Below are 20,706 nucleotides of genomic sequence, written 5' to 3' on the forward strand. Positions count from 1 at the left end.
TGATGAAACGAACCCTGCTCGTCCTGGCCATGATGGCCCTGGCCGCCTGCAATACGCCCGCGCGCATCGTTGCGCCCGACGACAAGACGGTCGAGGACGGCAAGCGCGCGCTCGACCAGCTTGCCCAACTGCCACCGGCGGTGGAACGCATCCGCATCGGCGATCAGTTGCGTATCGTGCGCGATGCCGGGGAAATGCCGACGCTGTCGGCGTTCAACGTCAGTACGATCTACGAGCTGACGCTGTACACGGTGCAAAGCGACGGCAAGATCAACTACCCCTTCCTGGGGCCGATCCAGGTGGCCCGACGCACGCCGACGGAAGTGGCGAACGAGCTGACCAACAAGCTCACGCCGGTGTATCGCGAGCCGCGGGTGACGGTGAACATCAACCAGGCGCCGGCCAATTCGATCATTGTCGGCGGTGCGGTGAACAACCCGACCTCGGTGTCGATCGCAGTGGCCAACACCCTGGAGCAAGCCATTATCGGCGCGGGCGGGGTGAACCCGGCGGGCAATGCGAGCATGGTCGCGCTGCTGCGCGAAGATACCCAGGGCGTCTATCGCGCCTACTTCCTGGACTTCAGCCAATACCTCAAGACCGGCCCCAACGGACGCAAACAAGTGCCCCTGCAACGCGGTGACGTGGTGTTCGTGCCCAAATCCAATGTGGGCGAGCGCATCCAAGGCGTGGATACCTACCTGAACCAACTGATCCCATTCACCAAGTCGATCGGGGTTGGCTACAACTACACCCGAACCAGCGGCGGCAGTAACTAAAGGAGCGACATCCCATGATCGAGATCCGTTCTTTTCGCGATCTTCTGCGCCTGTTCTTCATCTTCCGGCATGAGTTCAAGCTGGCGGCCATCGCGGCGCTGGTGATCATCCTGCTGGGGGCGTTCCTGCTGCCGGCCAAGTTCGAATCCACCGCGCGCCTGCTGGTCAAGCCGGGGCGTGATTCGACGCTGCCGATCGAGATCAGCAATCGCCAGGCGCTGGTGATGCCCAGCACCCAGCGCGACCCGATCGTCGATGAGGAACGCCTGCTCACCGGGCGCCCGATCGTACGGGCGGTGGCCGAGCATTACCTGGAAGTCATCGACAAAATGCCGCCGCCCGAAGGCGTCTGGCAACGCACCAAGTACTACGTCAAAAACGGCATCGGCGCAGTGTTCGATGGGGTGCGCGTGGTGTTGGAAACCGTGGGCGTGATTGAACGGACCACGCCGGTGGAGCGCCTCGCCGCAGGCCTGGAGAAGAACTTCGAAGTCAGCCACGCGGCCGGCTCCACGGTGATGGACATCAGCTTCAAGTGGAGCGACCCGCAAATCGCCCAGGCGGTGGTCAAGAGTTGGGTCGAGATCTACATCAACGAACGCACCCAGGCCCTGGGGCGCAAGAGCCTGTACGTCTTCTATGAAGGCCAGGTGTCCAACAGCGCCACCGAGATCAAGAGCTACAAGGAGCAGATCCTTGCCCAATTGAACCGCATCGGCGCGGCGAGCATCACCGATCGCCTGGAGGATTTGTCCGAGCGCATCAACGTGTTGCGCGGTGAAACCTTCAACACCACGCGCTTGATCGCCTCGTCCGACAGCGCCATTGCGAGCACCCGCACCCAGCTCAAGACCCAACCCAAGGAAGTGACCACGGTTCGCCAGATTGCGCTGAACCCGCAGCAACAGGATTTGCGTCGTCTGCTCAACCAGAAGCTGCTGGAAAAAGCCGACATGATGCGCACCTACACCGATAACGCGCCGCCGGTCAAAGCCCTGGATGCGTCGATTCAGGCGATGCGGGTCCAGGTCGCGAGTGAAAGCAACACCGTGCAAAGCTCGGAAAACCGCGCACCGAACACCCTGGAAATCCACTTGCAGCGTGTGCTGCTCGACGAGTCCAGCAACAACCTGGCGCTGCGTACCCAACTGGTGCAACAGCAGAAGCAACTGGTCAACCTCGAGGCGCAACGCAAGGAAGCGCTGGAGATTGAACCGGAACTGGCGCGCCTGTCCCGTGAGCTGGGCGCCACCGAGCGCAACTACGCGCTGTACGTGGACAACCTGGAGAAATCGCGCATCGACCGTGAGTTGGATAACAGCCAGATCAGCAACATTGCGGTGATCGAGGAAGCCACCCTGAACCCGGGCCGCATCTTCCCCAAAACCCTGCTGATGCTGTTGCTGGCGATCCCGTTCGCCATCGTCGTCGGCCTGCTGGTGGTCTACCTGTGCTACCTGCTCGACCAGCGCATTCACGATGGCGGCCTGGTGGAACGCAAGTTCGGCCTGCCGCTGTGGACCACGTTGCCGGAGCTGGACACCAGCACCGCGCAAGGCACCAATGCGTTCAATGCGAGCATTTACCGGTTGTACGGCCTGCTGCAGCTGGACCGCGTGGCCGAACGCGGCCTGACCCTCGGGCTGACCTCGGCGCGCCACGGTGAAGGGGTGACCTTCGTGGTGGAGCAACTGCGTCAACTGCTCCTGGAAAACGGCATCACCGTGCGCATCGGCGGCGCTGATCCTGCGGCGCCAGGCGAAGTGGTGCTGCTGGACGCCTCGGCGCTGCTGGACAACCGCGATGCCTTCGTCAACCTGCTGCGCGCCGACCTGATCGCGCTGGTGGTCGAAGCCCGCAAGAGCACGGTGCCGGTGGTGGAGCACGCGCTGTCGATCCTCAATACGGCGTTCGGCAAAGTCGATGGCATCATCATCAACCGGCGCAAGTTCGAAGTGCCGGCCAAGGTGCTGCGCACCATCGGCAAATACCGGGGGGCGTTCTGATGCGCATCGCCCTGCTTGCACCCTTGCCGCCGGAAAAAAACGGGATCGCCGACTATGCGAACCATTTCAAGACGGCATTGGAGCAACTGGGCGTGACGGTGCTGACACCGTTGAGCGGCGTGGAAGGCTCGAGCGCGGCGATCAGGCAGGCGGTTGCCGCGTTCGACTGGCGCAGCGTGGACCTGGTCCACGCCGAGCTGGGCGGCGGGCGCCTGGGGGAGTTCCTGGCCTTGCGCGAGTTGCGCAAGGCCTACCCGGACCTGCCGCTGACGGCCACCGTGCATGACCCCGAGCGCATCGTGTGGCGGCGCGAGCACCTGCCCTTCCCGCTCAACCTGCTGGCGCGCCTGCCCAGCCCGTTGCCGCAGGCGGCAGTGGTGCTGGCAGACCCGCTGACCCTGCGTGAAGAACGCCAGGTCGCGCGGGGCCTGACGCGGCTGATCACCCTGACGCGCCTGGGCGCCGATTGCCTCAGCCAGCGCATGCAACTGCCGGCCGGTAAGGTGGCGGTCATCCATCACGCCAACCTGTCGATTCCAGCCGTGGCCCTGCCGCCGCTGGACACGCTGCACCTGCTGTATTTCGGTTTTATCTACCGTGGCAAAGGCATTGAAGACTTGTTGCAGGCCCTGGCCGCCGTCTTCAAGCAAGCCCCACAATTGCGTGACCGTGTGCGCCTGACCCTGGCCGGTGGCACTGCCGCCGAAATGGCGTTTGGCGCGGGCGGTGATTACCTGGAGCAGTTGAACCGCCAGATCGCCGACCTCGGCCTGGCAGGCGTCATCGATTGGCGGCTGAACCTGCCGGCTGGCGACATTGCCCAGACGATCCAGGCCCACCATGTGATGGTGCTGCCGTATCGCGAATCAAAAAAACTCGGCCTGCTCGGCCGCCAGCGCGGCACCAGTGGCGCGCTGTCCTGGGCCGCCGCGTGCGGGCGTGGAGCGATTACCTCCGATGCGCGGGCATTTGCCGAGGAAGTCGCCAGCGGTAACGGTGCGATCTATCCCGAAGGCGATGTGGCCGCGCTGGGCGAGCAGTTGTTGCGCCTGGCCCGTACACCGACCCTGGCCCGGGACTGGGCCGAACGCGCCGGAGCCATCGGCCGCGAACGCTTATGGCCGCTGACGGCGCAGCACTTCAAGCAGCTTTTCGAACAGGCAATTGCGGGAGCCCCGTATGGCGCGTAAACGGACGTATTTCGCCACCCTTGTGCTGGTCGCCGTCCTCGGCGTGACCGCCTTTATCTGGGGGCGCCCGGCCGACGCCGAGAACCACGTGCTCAAAGGCAACAAGGTGGTGGTGTGGAAGGACTTCCTCGGCGTGAACGCCCAGTTCCTGTGGTTCAGCCCCGAGCGCTACCAGTTGCAGATCGACCGCCTCAAGGACCTGGGCCTGGAATGGGTGCGCCTGGACCTGCATTGGGACCAGCTGGAGCCCGTCGCCGACCAATACCAGGTGGCGACCCTGGACCAGTTGGTGACCAAGCTTAAAGACAACCAGCTCAAGTCGGTGTTTTACCTGGTCGGCTCGGCGCCGTTTATCACCACCGCGCCGGCGGGTGCGCCGTATCAGGACCAGTACCCGCCGCGAGACCCGAATGTGTTTGCGCTGCGCATGGCGCTGTTGGCCCAGCGCTACCCCAGCGTCGACGCCTGGCAGGTGTGGAACGAGCCGAACCTGCTGGGCTTCTGGCGCCCGGCGGCTGACCCGGACGGTTATGCCCAGCTGCTGCGCACCACCACCGCCGCACTGCGCGCCGTCGCCCCGAACAAACCGGTGGTGGCCGCCGGCATGGCGTTTTTCAGCGAAATGCCCAACGGCCAGACCATGCTCGACGCGCTCGATGCCCTCGGCGTGCCGAGCCTGAACACCGTCATGTCCTATCACCCGTACACGCAACTGCCCGAAGGCAACGACCCTGCCAACCTCGACTTCGTGGCCAAGACCAGCGCGCTCAACCAGAAGCTGAGAAACAGCGGCGTGAAAACCCTGTGGAGCACCGAGTGGGGCTGGTCGAACTACCTCGGTCCCAAGGAAGCCCAGGACATCATCAGCCAACAGGGCCAGGCCGATTACGTGATACGCCGCCTGGCGCTGATGAGCGCGCTGGATTTCGACAAGATTTTCCTGTTTACCCTGAGCGACCTGGATCAGCGCGCCAGTGCGCGCGACCGCGCCTACGGCTTGCTCGATATCGACGCCAAGCCCAAGCCGGTCTACACCGCGTTGAAAAATTTCCTCGACGTCAGTGGCCCGCAACTGACCCCCGGCGACCCGCCCACCGCCGACCAACTGCCCGACGGCCTGTTCAGCATCGGCTGGACCCGCGCCGATGGGCGCAAGTTGTGGTTTTTCTGGTCGGCCGGTGGCGGCAACGCGCACTTGCCGAACCTCGCCAGCGCGACGCTGTATGACCCGTTGCGCGGCACCCAGACACCGGTGAGCGGCACCGACGGGTTGACTGTCCCGGTCAAGTCGAACCTGCAAATTCTGTTATGGGATTGAAGCCCGCCATGCGCATTTTATGGATCCTGCCCTACTCGCCCTGGCCCGCCACCAGCGGCGGCAAGACGCGCCAGTTCCACTTGCTGCGCAGCCTGGCCGCACGTGGGCACCGAATCACCTTGCTGCTGCACGACAAGCAGCCGGTGTCGCTGACCGATCGCCAGGTGCTGGAGGCGTTTCTCGAGCAATTGATCATCCTGCCGCGCCGCCCGCTGCGCAGCGTGAAAACCCTGGCGGCCGGGCTGTTTGCGCCTTACCCGTTGCTGGCCAGCGTCAACGGCCTGTCGGGAGCGCTGCAGGACCGGTTCAACCAACTGCTCAACGAACACTGGGACGTGGTGCAAGTCGAGCACACTTACACCTTCCAACCTTACGAAGACGCGCTGATGCGTAAATCCCAACCCTTCGTGCTGACCGAACACAACGTCGAGTCGGCCCTTGGCGCGGCCACCTACGACCGCCTGCCACGTTGGGCGCTGCCATTTATTCGCTATGACCAATGGCGCTACACGCGCTGGGAGCGTCGCGTGATGCGCCAGGCCGCCCAGGTAGTGGCGGTCACCGACAGCGATGCGCAGGTACTGGAAAAAATCGCCGGCAAACCGGTGCCGGTGGTGGTCAATGGCGTAGATTGCGATCACTTCGCCGCTGCCCGTCCTGACCCGTCGACCCGCCGCGTGCAGTTCCTGGGCAACTATGAGTACGCGCCCAATGTGGATGCCATCGAATGGGCGCTGGATGAAATCCTGCCCAAAGTCTGGGAACACTGCCCCGACGCGCGCATGAGTGTGTGCGGCTTCGGCATGCCCGCCGGTTGGCGCGAACGCTGGCAGGACCCGCGCATCGAATGGCAAGGCTTTGTGCCAGACCTGTTGAGCCTGCAATCGACCTGCTCGGTGTTTCTCGCGCCGTTACGCCATGGCGGTGGTTCCAAGCTCAAGGTGCTCGAAGCGCTGGCCGCCGGCCTGCCCCTGGCCAGCACCGAACAAGGGGTGTCGGGCCTGGACCTGGTGGACGGCCTGGATTACCTCGGCGGGCAAACCGCCGCCGGCCTGGCGGACGCCGTGGTGCGCCTGTTGCAGTCGCCCGAAATCGCCGCGCCCATGGGTGAAGCCGGTCGCGCCTATGTGCGGCGGGCCCATGACTGGAGCGTTGCCGCCAGCCAACTGGAGCAGGTGTACGCCACCCTGTCGCCGCTCAATCAAAAGGAGCCCGCATGCGTGTAGGCCTGGATTACCGCACCGTCGGCACCTCCCCGCAATCGGGCATCAGCCGCCAGGTGTATGCGCTGGAAAGCGCCCTGCGCAGCTTGCCGGACCTGGAACTGGAGCGCTTTACCGTGGCGCCCCTGGGCGATGAAACACGGTTGCAGGCGCACTGCCCGGCCTGGGGCTGCGCGAAAATGGCGATGCACCAGCCGCACAATCGCCTGCGCTTCGAAGCCGGTTTTTTACCCCGCGCCCTGCGCGAACAGCACATCGACCTGTACATCAGCACCTTCAATATGGGCCTGCCGTTGCCGCCCAGGCCCAAGGGACTGCGGACCGTAGTGCTGCTGCACGACCTGTTCCAGATCACCCTGGACAACTACCACGCCAATCGCCTGAAGGCATTGGTGTACAAGACTACCGATCGCCTGTCGATTGCCTATGCGGTACGCAGCGCCGACCGGGTGTGGACACCCTCCCAGTACAGCGCCGACGAAACCGCGCGGTTGTTTCCGCAGGCGGCGGGCAAGATTCGCGTGCTGCCCAATCAGGTGAACGGTTTCCACGAACCGGCGGCGGACCTGTCGGCGCGTCCATTGCCCAAGGGCTTCTGGCTGCTGGTGGGCACCCGTGAATTGCGCAAGAACGTGCCGTTCCTGGTGGACGCCTGGCAACAGGCGCGGCGCCTGTCCGTCAACGTGCCGGAACTGGTGCTGGTGGGCAGCCTGGAGCATTTGCCCGAAGCCCAGCGCACGCTGGCGGGCATTCATGCGCTGAGTGGCGTCTCTGATGCCGAGCTGCACGGGCTGTACCGCCAGGCGTCACGTGTGTGGCAACCGTCCTACGCCGAGGGTTTCGGTTTGCCGGTGATTGAAGCGCTGAGCGTCGGCACCCCCGTGGCCGTGGCCAGCGGCACCTCGCTGGACGAAATCACCCCGCCGGCGACACCGCGCTTTTCGCCCACCGACGGTCCTGCCCTGGTGCAACTGATGCTGAGCCTGGGTGAGCGCGGCGATGAAGGCACACCCGAAGACCATCGCCAATGGGCCGCACGTTTCAATCAACACGCCTATCGTCAGCGCCTGGCCGAACTGATCGAGGAACTGAAATGAGACTCTCCCTGGCAAGCCTCGTCGCCATCCTCCTCGGCGTGCTGTTCGGCGTGGTCGCCCTGGCGCTGTCACCGGCCAAGGCGTTCCTCGCCGTGATTGGCCTGGCGGCGGCCGTGACGATCCTGCGCTTTCCCTTCTGGGGCTTGTTGCTGTTCGCCCTGGTCGCGACCTTCATGCCCTACTCCACGCTCAACCTGGGCATCCGCAGTACGGTGTGCGAAGCGATTCTTGCGCTGACCTGGGGCGCGGTGCTGTGGCACAGTTTTCTGTCACGCCTGCCGGATGCGCCGCGCCTGGCCCGCCGCCCCACCGACCAGGCGCTGCTGTGGCTGATGCTGTTCAGTGTGTTCCCGTTCATTGTCGGCCAAGTCAGCATCCACGCCGAAAGCAGCGGCGTGGCCAACTGGCTGCGCTGGTTGCTGAATTTGTCGGGGGTGTTTCTCACGGCCAAGTTGCTGGTCGACTACAAGCGCCGCGAAAGTCTGGTGATCGCCCTGCTGCTGGGCACCCTGGCGATGCTGGTGATGTCGATCGCGGTGTTCGTGCGCACGCGCTCCGGGGCGGGGATTGCGCCGATCCTGGCGCTGCTCAATTACGGCAACTTCGACATGTTGAAATTCGGCCTGGAAGCCATGTCGTCGCGCATGGGTTCGCCGTGGATGCACCCGAATGCCATCGGCGGGATCATGGCGCTGCTGTTGCCCCTGGCCTTCTGCTTCGGCATGACCGAACAGGGTTGGAAACGCGCGCTGGGCCTGGGCGTGGCGTGCCTGGGGGCCGCGGCGCTGCTGCTGGCCAGCAGCCGGGGGGCGATGGTCAGCCTGGCGCTGGTGCTGATATGGCTGGCCGGCCGGCGCGTGCCTTACACCGGACGCTTGCTGATGATCGGCGCGGCACTGACCGTGGCGCTGGTCATGGCGTATCCGCCGTTGCAGGAACGCCTGGCGACGATTTTCTCGTCGAGCAACGCCAGTACCGAAGTGCGTTTCGACGAGTACCGCATGTTCCCGCAGGCCGTGGCGGCGTACCCGTTCGGCATCGGTTTCAAGGTCGACCCGCCGGTACCGGATACGCACTTGCTGGGCATCTCCAACCTGTGGCTGAACTTCATCTACAAGACCGGCGTGGTCGGCATGCTGTTGTTTATCGCGGTCACCGTGCGCTGGTGGCGGGAAGCGCGGCCGGAAAAAGGCCCGATCCGCCTGACCAAGGACAATGCGCTGTGGCTGGGCAGCACGGCCGGGATTCTGTCGGCGCTGGTCAGCGGTTTGTTTGACCACTACTTCAGCTTTGCCGTGGTGATGGTGGCGCTGTTCTGGCTGATGGTAGGGATTAACGTGCTGGAGGCGCGCCGCTTGTTCCCGGCGCGCCTGCCCCAGGTCAAGGCGGTGCTGTATCAAAAACCGATGCTTGATGGCGCGCGGCGCTGATGCTCGGCTCCGCCGTATGGCTGACCGTGGCGACCCTGTTGGGTCTGTGCCTGGGGTTTGCGCGCGAGTGGTTGCTGGTGGCGGCCTGGGGCGCGGGCGAGCGCAGTGATGCGTTCCTGATCGCGTTGTTCCTGCCCGAGGCGCTGCGCATGTCGCTGGCCGGTGGCGTATTGAGTGCCGCCGCGTTGCCGCTGTATCTGCAACGCCGGGACAGCGAACGCCTGGACTGGCTGGCGGTGCTGTTCCCGGCATTGATGCTGATCGCCCTGCTCACCAGCCTGTTGCTGATGCTGTTGGCGCCCTGGCTGGTGCAGGTGCTCGGCCCTGGGCTGGCCGCCGGCGCCACGGCCCTGGCCGCGAGCAACCTGCAGATCGTGGCCTGGTGTGTACCGGGCCTGATGCTGCATGCGCTGTTCAGCGTGCCGTTGCAGGCCAGCGAGCGGTTTGTGCTGGCGGGGTTGGGCTCGTTGCTGTTCAACCTGCCGCCGGTGACGTACCTCGCATGGGCAGGCACCGCCAGCCAGCCCCACAGCCTCGCGCTGGCGTGCCTGGTCGGCAGCGCGTTGATGCCATTGGCGCTGCTGCCGTCGATCTGGCGCCAGGGCTGGCGACCCTGGCGCATGCAGCTGTCGCTCGCGCCCTTGCGCGAGCTGGGCCAGCGCATCGGCCCCCTGTTGCTGAGCAACGGTGCCAGTCAGGGCCTGGCGTTGATCGAGCGTCTGGTGGCATCGCTGCTGGGGGAAGGCGCGGTGACCTGGGTCAACCTGGCACGCAAACTGATGAACCTGCCGCTGATTGCGTTGATGAGCCTCAATCAAGTGCTGCTGGGCATGATGAGCCGCCGTCAGGGCAATGAACGCCTGGCCCTGCTCAAGCGCGGCCTGGAAACCGCCAGCGTGCTGACCTTGCCGGCCGGCGTCGGCCTGGTGGCGGCGGCGCCGAGCCTGGTGACGCTGCTGCTGCCCAGCCAGTCGGCGGACTCGCCGCTGCCGCTGTTGCTGGCGTGGTTTGCCGTGCCGCTGGTATTCGTCGCCTGGAACGCCCTGCTCGCGCGTTACGCCTACGCCGCCGGCGATACGCGCCAGCCGCTGCGCTGCGAGCTGCTCGGCAGCCTGGTCAACGTGCTGCTGCTGAGCGTGCTGCCGTTTGCGTTTGGCTTGGCCGGCATCCCCCTGGCGGCGCTGGCCGGCGTGCTGTGCACCGCGCTGCTGCTGATGCAGCGCCAGGCCTTGCTCGGCGCCCTGCCGTGGGCCCGGCATTGGCTGATCAGCACCGCGCTGATGGGGCTGGCGGCGCTGCTGTTGTTTCGAATCGAAGGCGTGTGGCTGCAACTGGGCTTGAGCACCTTGGCAGGCGCGATGGTGTTGCTGGGTATGGGGCTGTGGCTGAAGCCGTGGCGCAAGGCGTGAATGATCGTTCGGGAAGACTCAAATGAAACATCGCTGGATTCAAATGGATATCGCCAAAGGCATCGGTATCCTGGTTATCGTGTACGCCCACAGTTGGTTTGTCGCCAACTCGGTGGATTTGCTCTACCCGATCATTGCCTCGTTCGTGCTGCCGTTGTTCTTCTTTTTGTCCGGGGTGTTCTTCAAGCCCGAGCAGCCGTTCGTGGAGATGGCGGTGCGCAAGGCCGATGGCTTGCTCAAGCCGTTCTTCTTCACCATGTTGGTGTATGTGATCGTGCGCGCTGTGCTGCGCGGGCAGCCGTTGCTGCCGGACATCGGCGGCGTGTTTTACGCCTCGGTGGATACCATCCCGTGGCAGGCGTTGTGGTTTTTGCCGCACTTCTGGGTGGCGATCCTGTTCAGTTGGCTGATGCTGCGGCTGATCCAGCGCCTGAAGCTGGCGTTGCCGGGCGCTTGCCTGCTGGCCGGCGCGCAACTGTTGCTCGGGATCTGGACGCTGCCGTGGTTCTGGCAAGTGCCGGTCAGCGTCGGCGAGCAGACCTGGACAATGCCCGGCCTGCCCTTCAGCCTCGATGTGACGCTGATCAGCAGCACCTACTTCATCTACGGCTACCTGCTGCGCGATTGGCTGCGTCGGCATGAGAGTTCGCTGTTGACCCTGCTGATTGCGGTGGCGCTGTTCGCCGTGGTGTTCCTCTACAGCCACGACACCATGGACCTGGCGCAGCGTCGCTATGACCACTGGCTGTGGACCAGCCTGCTGGCGGTGATCGGCGTGTACCTGTGCTGGGCGCTGGCGCGGGTGTTGATGGTGTCGACCCTGCTGACCCGGATGATGACCTACATCGGCCAATCCACCTTGATCGTGCTGATCTTCCACGGCGAGATCCAGCACAAGACCTTCGACCTGATGGAGCGTCTGGGCCTGCATCCGTTCCTGGCGGCGTGTGTGGGCTTTGTGGTGGCGGTGGTGGTGTCGTTGCTGATCGGGGAAGTGATCAAGCGCGTGGCATTCCTGCGGTTTTTCTACTTTCCGTTTCCGCTGCGTAAAGCGGCTAAACCTTGAGCAGGACTGATGTAGGAGAGGGCTTGCCCTGATGCCAGCCAGTTAAGGCTTTTTGTAGGAGCGAGCTTGCTCGCGAAAAACTCACAGGCACCGCGTTCATTCAGAAAGCACGCGTTATCGTTGACGTTTTTCGCGAGCAAGCTCGCTCCTACAGACGGCGGTGTATGCTCAGTCGTCCAGCTGTTGCGGCGCGGGCTTGCTGCCCGGCTTGGCCGGTTTCGCGCCCTTCGCTGGCGCGGGTTCGACCGGTGCAGGTTCCGGCGCGGCAGCCGCTTCTTTTTCGGCCATCGGCATCTGGTCGATGGTACTGAAAAACTCTTTCAGATCGAGCGTATCCGGCGGCACATTCTTCTCGACTTTCTTGTCCCCGTCCTTGCCCACCAGGATCACCTTGGTGCCGCTGCCGACCCCAAGCTTGAGGGCGCGGATCAGTGCATTGGTCTCAGGCGGCGTGAGCTTTTTGCTGTCCTTGGGATCCTTGGCGAACTTCTCGCCTTCGGCGCCGATGCTGCCGAACTTCACGGTGTACAGCACCATGCTGCGTTCTTCGAAGGACTGCCTGGTGGCAGGCTCTTCCAGTTGTTTTTTGAGCGTGGCCAACGTCGGGTTACCGGCATCGAGTTCCACCACGACCAGAGGGCGGGTTTTGCCCAGCTCCAGCTTGAGCGGATTATCATCGGCAGCCAACAACGGCCCCGTAAAAGCCATCAAGGTAGCCAGGGTCAGCGACCGGATGAGCATGCGCACCTCCTTTGAATTCCATGCAGGGTTCTTGAGTTTCATGTCTGCGACAGTCAAATTCAAGGATGATTCCTACGCCACGTTGAGAAGCGTAGGTCAGGGCGTACGCTACGCAAGGGTTTGCAGGGCGGTAAGGTGATTGTTTCCTCTGATTACGAGACCTTCCAATCCGGCCAATGCCGGGCGAATACGGGCGCCACAAGCGGGTCGGCGTCCACCCGTTCCAGGGTATGGGCAAAACCTGGGGCCAGATTGTGCAGCGCTTCACGCGCCTCATCCCAGCGCGACACCGCCGCCGCCATGATGCCCAACGCGTTGGGGACGTTGTCGGGGGTAAACAACTGGTCGGCAAACTGATCGGCGAACACCACCCAGGCCTGATGCAGATAGCGCCGCGTGCCGGTGGTCAGTTGCGCTTGCAGGGCTTGATCCGCGTCGCCCAACCAGCGTTGCGGGTAGTCGATGATGCCGATGGCCGAATAGCAATTGGCGGCGATGTACAACAGGCCGCGCAGAATCTGCGCGCAGTTGCCGGCCAGCAGGTCGGCCTGGGGATACTCGAGGCCCAGGTGGATCAGGATGGCGGCGCTTTCGGTCAGCACTTGGCCATCGGGGGTGACCAGGGTGGGAATCTGTTTCAGGGGATTGATGCGCGCAAGGGCTTCGCTGCCCTCGCTGTCCTGCCAGGAACTGGCCTCCACGCGATGCCACGGCACGGCGCAGCGTTGCAGGGCGATTTCGATCATGCAGGAACCGGACTCGTCGGTGCCATAAAGCGTATACATGGACGTTTCTCCTGAGTAACGGGTGTTGCGGCGATCCGCCTAGAACAGGCCCATCTGACCACCCACCAAAGTGCCAAAATCATCGTTTACGAACGGCAGGATCGCGTCCGCCACGGGCTGCAATTGCCGGGTCACGTAATGATCGTAGTCGATCGGCGCTTGCCGCACTTCCAAAGGCTCGGGGCCGTTGACGCTGATCACATAGCTGATCCAGCCGCCGCGCTGGTACTGGCGCGGGCGCCCGAGGCGGTCGTTGTATTCATCGGCCAGGCGGGCGGCGCGCACATGGGGCGGGACGTTGCGTTCGTAGTCATGCAGCGCCCGGCGCAGGCGCTTACGGTAGATCAGCAGGTCGTCGAGTTCGCCGCTCAAGGTGCGACGCACATAATCGCGGACATACTCCTGATGGGGCTGGCGATGGAAGATGCGTCGGTAGAGCTCCTGCTGGAATTGCCGCGCCAGGGGCGACCAGTCACTGCGCACGGTTTCCAGCCCTTTGTAAACCATCTCTTCGCTGCCATCGGCGCGTACCACCAGGCCGGCGTAGCGCTTCTTGCTGCCCTCCTCCGCGCCGCGAATGGTCGGCATCAGGAAGCGGCTGAAATGGGTTTCGTATTGCAGCTCGAGGGCGCTCTGCAGGCCGTACTCGGTGTGCAGATGGCTGCGCCACCAGTCGTTGACGTGCTGCACCAGCGCCTGGCCGATACGACTGGCGTCCTCGTTGGAATGGGCGCTGCCGAGCCAGACGAAGGTGGAGTCGGTGTCGCCGTAGATCACTTCATAACCCTTGGCCTCAACCAGCTCACGGGTCTGGCGCATGATCTGGTGCCCACGCATCGTGATCGACGACGCCAGCCGCGTATCGAAGAACCGGCAGCCGCTGGAACCGAGCACCCCGTAGAACGCATTCATGATGATCTTCAGGGCCTGGGACAACGGTGCATTGCGTTCGCGCTTGGCCACTTCGCGGCCTTCGGAAACACGCGTGACGATGGCCGGCAGGCAATGCCGGGTGCGGGAAAAACGCGCACCGCGAAAGCCTTCCACCGAGTCGCTGTCGTCCGGATACCTGAGGCCTTCGATCAAGCCCACCGGGTCGATCAGGAAACTGCGGATGATCGACGGGTAGAGGCTTTTGTAGTCCAGCACCAGCACCGACTCGTAGAGGCCCGGGCGTGAATCCATGACAAAGCCGCCCGGACTGGCCTGGGGCGGCTTGTCGCCGAGGTTCGGTGCGACGAAGCCCTGGCGGTGCATCAACGGCATGTAGAGGTGGGTAAACGCCGCGACGGAACCGCCATTGCGGTCGGCGGGCAGGCCGGTAACACTGGCGCGTTCGAGCAGGAACTCGAGCAGGCCGGTCTTCTCGAAAATCCGCGTGACCAACTCGCAGTCCTTGAGGTTGTAGCGCGCCAGGGCAGGCTTGTCCTCGGCGAACATGCGGTTGATTTCGTCCATGCGCTGGTACGGCGTGGAGATGTCCTTGCCTTCGCCGAGCAGGGTTTGCGCGACGTTCTCCAGGCTGAACGACTCGAAGTTCCAGGTGGCCGAGCGCAGGGCTTCGATGCCGTCGATGATCAGCCTGCCTGCGGCTGCGGCGAAGTAGTGATTGCGGCTGCCGTGTTCGCGCCAGGTCATGGCTTCACCGCCGCGCCCGAGCAGCAGCGGCACGTTCAGGCGCTGGGCATGTTCGTGCAGTACGCGCAGGTCGAATTGCACCACGTTCCAGCCGATGATCGCATCCGGATCGTGGGTGGCCAGCCATTGGTTGAGACGTTCAAGCAGTTGGGCGCGGGTGTCGCAATAGTCGAGCTTGAAATCCACCGCGTCGCGCTTGTTGGGCGGACCGAGCATGTACACCTGGCGCTCGCCGCAGCCTTCGAGGGCGATGGAATAGAGATCGCCCTGCGCCGTGGTTTCGATGTCCAGGGACACCAGCTTCAAGGGAGGACGGTAGTCGGGAGCGGGCTTCATCTGCGCGTCGAGCAGGGTGCCGTCCGCATCCGCAGTGCCGCCGAACCACACCGGGGCGGTGATAAAGCGTTCCATCATGTAGCGCTCGGGCGGCCGCACGTCGCCTTCATAGACGTCGACCCCGGCGCTGCGCAGACGCTTTTCGATGTCCATCATCTGGCGGTGCTGCCGGGCGTAGAGCCCCAGGACCGGTCGATGATGGAAATCGCACAACTGCAACGCGCGCAACTCGATGTCGCGCTCGTCCTTGAGCAGCCAGCCCAGCGGCTTGCGATGGATCTCGGGGATGAACATCACCGAGGTCTGCACGGGTAGGCGAATGCACCGAGGCCCCTGGTCGGTCGCCAGCCAGAAGCTGACCTGCGTACCCGCCGGAGTGTCGCGCCAATGCCGGGTCAGGACAAAACCCTGCTGTAAATCCACCGTACCGCACCTCGGCAATTGCTTTCAGGGCGTGATTCTACTCGGCATCCGGTCAAGGCGGCAGGTTAACTGTCATCTCACAAATCTGTTGCGGAATATGAATAACAATTACTATCATTCGCGCCGGAGTCGTATTCGCGCAGTGAGGAAGCGCACTGTGTTGCCCCCTTCCTCATCATTGACGGTTCACCGTCCGGATTGACCATGCCTCTGTGTAGCCGCCTCGCCGTGCCCTTTCGCCCTACCGTGCTTGCCCTTTGCTGCGCCCTTAGCGTTGCCGCGCAGGCCGATACGAGCAACACCCTGCAACTGGACGCCACGCGCATCGATGCCCAGGCCCCCGCGCCCGAGGCGTTGCCTGCGGTGTACGCCGGTGGGCAGGTTGCCCGTGGCGGCCAACTGGGTGTGCTGGGCAACCAGGACATCATGGACGTGCCGTTCAGCATGTCCTCCTACACCGAGCAATTGATTCGCGACCAGCAGGCGGAAACGGTCGGCGATGTGCTGCTCAATGACGCGTCCGTGCGCCAGGCGTCAGGGTATGCGAACCAGGCCCAGACTTTCATGATTCGCGGTTTGCCGTTGAATGGCGACGATATTTCCTATAACGGTTTGTACGGCATCCTGCCACGCCAGATTATGTCCACTGACGCGCTGGAACGTGTGGAAGTGTTCAAGGGCCCCAACGCGTTCATCAACGGCGTCACGCCGGGCGGCTCGGGGATCGGCGGCGGTGTGAACCTGCAACCCAAGCGCGCCGGTGACGTGCCGCTGCGCCGCTTCAGCACGGACATCAGCAGCGACGGCCGGGTGGGCGAGCATCTGGATATCGGGCAGCGCTTTGGTGAAGACCACCGTTTTGGCGCGCGGCTCAACCTGTCCCAGCGCGAAGGCGACACCGGTATTGACGACGAAAACCAGCGGTCGAAACTGTTCGCGGCCGGCCTCGATTACCGTGGCGATGCACTGCGCCTGTCGGGTGATTTCGTGTATCAGAAGCAGCGTATCAATGGCGGACGCAACTCCGTGTTCCTGGGCAGCGCGACCCGCGTCCCGGATGCGCCTTCGGCGGATACCAACTATGCGCCCCGCTGGAGCAGCACCAACCTGGAGGACACCCTGGGCATGCTGCGCGCCGAATACGACCTGAATGAAAACTGGACGGGTTACGCTGCAGGCGGTGCCAAACACAGCCGGGAAATGGGCCGATATTCCTCGATTACCCTGACCGATAACCTCGGCAATGCCACCTCCAGCCGCTCGACCATTGCCCACGAAGAAGACAACGCCAGCCTGATGGCCGGCTTGAACGGAAAGTTCCAGACCGGCGCCGTCAGCCACCGACTCAACGTCGGCCTGGCCGGTATCTGGACTCAGGCGCGCAACGCCTATGTGTTCAACGGTTCACCGGCGGCAACCAACCTCTACAACCCTGTGACCGGCGCCCCACCCACGCTCAACACGCCGCGCAATACCCCGGGCACCGACTTCGGCGACCCGACCATTACCGCCAAGACATTCGTGCGCAGCGCTGCGGTGTCCGACACCCTGGGTGTGTTCGACGACCGTCTGTTGGTGACATTGGGCGCACGTCGCCAGCAGATGGTGGTGCAGGGCTACAACTACATGAGCGGCACACGCACGGCCAACTACGACGAATCGATCACCACGCCGGTCTACGGCATTGTGTTCAAGCCGTGGGAGCACGTGTCGCTGTACGCCAACCGCATCGAAGGCCTCGCCCAGGGCCCCACCTCGCCGCTCAAATCCGGTGACCGGACGATCATCGGTGGCGGGCAAGCCTATGCACCGGCGCGCTCCAAGCAGATCGAAGCGGGCGTCAAGGTCGACATGGGCACCTATGGCGCCACCCTCGGCGTGTACCGTATCGAGCAGCCAGGTGCGGGTTATGCGCAAGTCATCGATGCAACCACCGCGCGCTATGTGCGCGAAGGCCAGCAGATCAACAAAGGCGTCGAACTGAACGTCTTCGGCGAACCGGTAAGTGGCCTGCGTTTGCTTGGGGGGGTGACGCTGATGAAGACCGAACTCAAGGGCACCCTCAACGGTGCCAACGACGGCAACCGCGCCATCGGCGTCCCTTCGTTCCAGCTCAACGCCGGTGTGGATTGGGACGTGCCCGGCCTGCAAGGCGTGACCCTCAATGGGCGCATGCTGCGTACGGGCGGCCAGTATGCCGACGCGGCGAACAACCTGAGCCTGCCCGCGTGGAACCGTTTCGACCTGGGTGCGCGCTACACCTTCGCGCTGGCTCAACGTGAGGTAACACTGGGCGCTACGATGGAGAACGTCGCCAACGAGAAATACTGGGAATCGGCCCAGGGTGGCTTCCTGAGCCAGGGCGACCCGCGGGTAGCGAAATTGTCGGCGACGATTGATTTCTAACAACACGGCAGTTGACGATGGGCATCAGCGTTGATGCCCATTCGCGTCAGGCGCGCCTGGCGCTGTTCAGATAGTTTTCGATGTTGCCCATTTGCTCATCCCAGCCCCGGGAGTTCATCTTGAACGCTTTCTGGCGTCGAGCCTGGGGGACGTTGTCGAAACCCGATTCCACCACCCGCAGCAGAATGCCCGGCGCGCGATCCTCAAGGGTGAATTCCACCAGCGTCGGTTCTTCCTTGTCGTAGTCGATATCCTTATCTACCGCAAAGGGATGCCACCAGAAAGAAAACAGCGTTTGCGGCAGGATGCGTTCGATCCTGGCCTTCCACACCACATGTTCGTAGCCTGGGTAGGTGATCTGCGCTTCGAGGGTTTCGCCGGTCACAAAGGTTTTTCCCTTGAGGGCGATACCGAACCAATCACCAAAGCGCTCAGCATGGGTGAGCGCTTCCCACACCTGTTTACGTGATGCGTTGAGCAGGACTTTTCGTTCGATCCGATCCAATACGTGCATAAGTCACCTCCTCCATTGAACACTAGGCGACATCGACCAATGCGCAACTTTTGGTTATGCGCGATGATGATGTCCCCATCCTTGACCTGGTCATAGGTTATGACTGAACGCTTGAAAGGAAGTTGCTTGTGCAATGGTGTGGGCTATCGCATGGATAGCCCAAGAGAGTGATAGGGATCTAGACGTGCGGGTCGCCAGGCGCTTTGGCCGGCGTCGCATATTGCGGCTTCAAATGACCCTCCTGGTCGAGCAGCCAGGCATCCATGATCTGCCGCACCACGGGGCCCGCCACACGACCACCGGCCTCACCGTTTTCGATCATCACTGAGATCACGATCTTCGGATGTTCGGCTGGCGCGAAGCCGACAAACAAGGCGTTATCGCGATGACGCTCCAGCGTCTTGTTGCGGTTGTAACGCTCGCCCTGCTTGATCGCCACCACTTGCGCGGTGCCGCTCTTGCCGGCGATGCGGTATTGGGCACCTTGCGCGGCCGCGCGGGCGATACCGCGTGGGTCGTGCATGACCAGTTGCATGCCGTGGTTGACCTGTTCCCAGTCACGCGGGTCCTTGAGGACTACGTTGGGCATCGGGTTCTCATCCACCGGTGGCACGCCGTTGATGGTCTTGGCCAGGTGCGGCCTGTTCCATATTCCTTTGTTGGCGATCAGCGCAGTCGCCTGGGCCAGTTGCAGCGGGGTGACCTGCATATAACCCTGGCCGATGCCCAGGATCACGGTTTCGCCGGGGAACCAGGGCTGGCGGCGTGTAGCGCGTTTCCAGGCCTGGGAAGGCATCAGCCCGGCGGACTCTTCGAACATGTCCAGGGACACCTTCTGACCCAGGCCGAATTCGGCCAGGTAATCATGCAGGCGATCAATGCCGAGTTTGTGGGCCAGGTCATAGAAGTAGGTGTCATTGGAGCGCATGATGGCGGCGTCCATATCTACCCAGCCGTCGCCGCTGTGGTTCCAGTTGCGGTATTTGTGATCGAAGTCCGGCAGCTGGTAGTACCCTGGATCGAACACGCGGGTTTGTGGAGTGACCACGCCGCTGTCGAGACCTGCGATAGCCACTTCGGGCTTGATGGTCGACCCAGGCGCATACAGCCCGCGCAGCACGCGGTTGAACAGTGGGCGGTCGATGGAATCATGCAGCGCGGCATATTCCTTGAAGCTGATGCCGGTGACGAACAGGTTCGGGTCGAAACTCGGCTTGCTGACCATGGCCAGCACCTCACCGGTTTGCGGGTCCAAGGCAACCACCGAACCACGACGATCACCCAGGGCCTCCTCGGCGGCTTCCTGGAGCTTGACGTCGAGACTCAAGACAATGTTTTTACCCGGGATAGGGTCCGTGTGCTTGAGCACCCGCAACACCCGCCCCTGAGCGTTGGTTTCGACTTCTTCATAACCGACATGACCATGCAGTTCCGATTCGTAGAAGCGTTCGATCCCGGTTTTGCCAATCGATTGGGTGCCGCGGTATTCCACTGAATCGAGGGCCTTGGACTCTTTCTCGTTGATTCGTCCGACATAGCCAATGGAGTGAGCGAAGTGCGCACCCAATGGGTAGTGGCGAACGAACTGGGGCTCAACGTCTACACCCGGTAGGCGGAACTCGTTGACGGCCAGGACGGCGATCTGCTCTTCGGTCAGCTCGTAGAACAGCGTGACGGGAACAAACGGATGGCGGGCCTGTTTGAGCGCTTTGTCGAACACAGCGCGATCTTCGGCGGGCAGGTGTAACAAGCTGACGATCGCGTCCAACTCACCCTTGAGGTCGGTGGTGCGCTCGCGGGTGATGGTCAGGTTGTAGCTGGGCCGGTTGTCGGCCAGGACCACACCGTTGCGGTCATAGATCAAGCCGCGCGTGGGGGTGATGGGCAGCACGTGGACGCGGTTGTTTTCGGAAATGGTGGAGTGATAGTCGTATTGCACGACCTGCAGGAAGTACATCCGGCCCACCAGGGCGCAGGTGATACCGATCACCAGGAGTGCGCAGGCAAGCAAACGTTTGTTGACCAGACGGTGTTCTTTTTCGTGGTCCTTGATGGGTATCGGTTCAGGCATTTCTACAGCATCTCGTTGAAAAAGGTCGACGCCGCATCCTGCGGATAAAGATCAATCCTTGTGAAAATGTGCTGCACCATATCAAAAATGCAGAAACACTTTGTATCGATTTGCCTCAACGGCGGGTTATTTCATCCAGAGAAGCGAGGGTGCGGTACTAAGCGAGCTGCGGCTGAAGAGATGCTTTTCGAGCGCCCAAAACAAAACCCCTGTTTGCGTGAGCAAACAGGGGTTCTGGAATTTAATCTTGACGATGACCTACTCTCACATGGGG

At 63.0% G+C, this 20,706-nt stretch carries 14 protein-coding genes and 1 pseudogene; 10 read left to right on the top strand and 5 right to left on the bottom strand.

The genetic code is table 11. The features are described from left to right. The first annotated feature begins 2 nt into the window (after positions 1-2). The 9 genes and pseudogenes from BFQ00_RS06405 to BFQ00_RS06445 all read left to right on the top strand — a co-directional run bounded on the left by BFQ00_RS06405 (position 3) and on the right by BFQ00_RS06445 (position 11,518). Complete coding sequence (locus BFQ00_RS06405) at positions 3-779, top strand: polysaccharide biosynthesis/export family protein (RefSeq protein ID WP_065883162.1); 777 nt, start codon at positions 3-5, stop codon at positions 777-779. A 14-nt stretch (positions 780-793) separates the two neighbouring features. Beyond that, positions 794-2,785 (top strand): GumC family protein, encoded by a 1,992-nt coding sequence (locus tag BFQ00_RS06410; protein ID WP_065891799.1) that lies wholly within the window; start codon positions 794-796, stop codon positions 2,783-2,785. Then, positions 2,785-3,975, top strand: coding sequence for a glycosyltransferase (locus BFQ00_RS06415; protein WP_065932964.1), 1,191 nt, complete (start codon positions 2,785-2,787; stop codon positions 3,973-3,975). Before BFQ00_RS06410 ends, BFQ00_RS06415 begins: the two co-directional genes overlap by 1 nt. Further along, complete coding sequence (locus tag BFQ00_RS06420; protein WP_065932965.1) at positions 3,965-5,293, top strand: cellulase family glycosylhydrolase; 1,329 nt, start codon at positions 3,965-3,967, stop codon at positions 5,291-5,293. Before BFQ00_RS06415 ends, BFQ00_RS06420 begins: the two co-directional genes overlap by 11 nt. A gap of 8 nt (positions 5,294-5,301) precedes the next feature. After that, the gene (locus BFQ00_RS06425; RefSeq protein WP_065932966.1) at positions 5,302-6,519 is read left to right on the top strand and encodes a glycosyltransferase family 4 protein; all 1,218 of its coding nucleotides are present in this window, start codon (positions 5,302-5,304) and stop codon (positions 6,517-6,519) included. Next, positions 6,510-7,613, top strand: a complete 1,104-nt coding sequence (locus tag BFQ00_RS06430) for a glycosyltransferase family 4 protein (RefSeq protein WP_065932967.1) — start codon at positions 6,510-6,512, stop codon at positions 7,611-7,613. Before BFQ00_RS06425 ends, BFQ00_RS06430 begins: the two co-directional genes overlap by 10 nt. Then, a pseudogene (locus BFQ00_RS06435) lies at positions 7,610-9,047 on the top strand (O-antigen ligase family protein); the annotation flags it as partial. The gene BFQ00_RS06430 and the pseudogene BFQ00_RS06435, both read left to right, overlap by 4 nt. Beyond that, the gene (locus BFQ00_RS06440; RefSeq protein WP_065932969.1) at positions 9,043-10,452 is read left to right on the top strand and encodes a lipid II flippase MurJ; all 1,410 of its coding nucleotides are present in this window, start codon (positions 9,043-9,045) and stop codon (positions 10,450-10,452) included. The pseudogene BFQ00_RS06435 and the gene BFQ00_RS06440, both read left to right, overlap by 5 nt. 22 nt (positions 10,453-10,474) lie before the next feature. Further along, positions 10,475-11,518, top strand: a complete 1,044-nt coding sequence (locus BFQ00_RS06445) for an acyltransferase family protein (protein ID WP_065932970.1) — start codon at positions 10,475-10,477, stop codon at positions 11,516-11,518. 168 nt (positions 11,519-11,686) lie between these two features. Here BFQ00_RS06445 and BFQ00_RS06450 read toward each other — a convergent pair whose 3' ends face one another. From BFQ00_RS06450 to BFQ00_RS06460, 3 genes are all read right to left on the bottom strand, one after another. Then, on the bottom strand, positions 11,687-12,259 hold the full coding sequence (locus tag BFQ00_RS06450; RefSeq protein WP_065932971.1) for a DUF4174 domain-containing protein: 573 nt from the start codon (positions 12,257-12,259) through the stop codon (positions 11,687-11,689). Between the two features lie 152 nt (positions 12,260-12,411). Further along, positions 12,412-13,044 carry a glutathione S-transferase N-terminal domain-containing protein gene (locus BFQ00_RS06455; RefSeq protein ID WP_065932972.1) on the bottom strand — a complete coding sequence of 211 codons (633 nt, stop codon included), beginning with the start codon at positions 13,042-13,044 and terminating at the stop codon, positions 12,412-12,414. Positions 13,045-13,083: 39 nt separating this feature from the next. Further along, positions 13,084-15,441, bottom strand: coding sequence for a DNA polymerase II (locus BFQ00_RS06460; RefSeq protein WP_065932973.1), 2,358 nt, complete (start codon positions 15,439-15,441; stop codon positions 13,084-13,086). Positions 15,442-15,645: 204 nt separating this feature from the next. Between BFQ00_RS06460 and BFQ00_RS06465 the strand changes: the two genes are divergently transcribed. Further along, positions 15,646-17,847 (top strand): TonB-dependent receptor, encoded by a 2,202-nt coding sequence (locus BFQ00_RS06465; protein ID WP_065932974.1) that lies wholly within the window; start codon positions 15,646-15,648, stop codon positions 17,845-17,847. 46 nt (positions 17,848-17,893) lie between these two features. Here the strand turns inward: BFQ00_RS06465 and BFQ00_RS06470 are convergent, their stop codons facing one another. Both BFQ00_RS06470 and mrdA read right to left on the bottom strand, forming a co-directional pair. Further along, on the bottom strand, positions 17,894-18,361 hold the full coding sequence (locus BFQ00_RS06470) for an SRPBCC family protein (RefSeq protein ID WP_065884391.1): 468 nt from the start codon (positions 18,359-18,361) through the stop codon (positions 17,894-17,896). A gap of 178 nt (positions 18,362-18,539) precedes the next feature. After that, complete coding sequence (gene mrdA, locus BFQ00_RS06475; RefSeq protein ID WP_065932975.1) at positions 18,540-20,432, bottom strand: penicillin-binding protein 2; 1,893 nt, start codon at positions 20,430-20,432, stop codon at positions 18,540-18,542. Positions 20,433-20,706: the final 274 nt, after the last annotated feature.

Origin of the sequence: Pseudomonas sp. 28 E 9 (assembly GCF_900004785.1) — a bacterium.
GTDB lineage: Bacteria > Pseudomonadota > Gammaproteobacteria > Pseudomonadales > Pseudomonadaceae > Aquipseudomonas > Aquipseudomonas orientalis_A.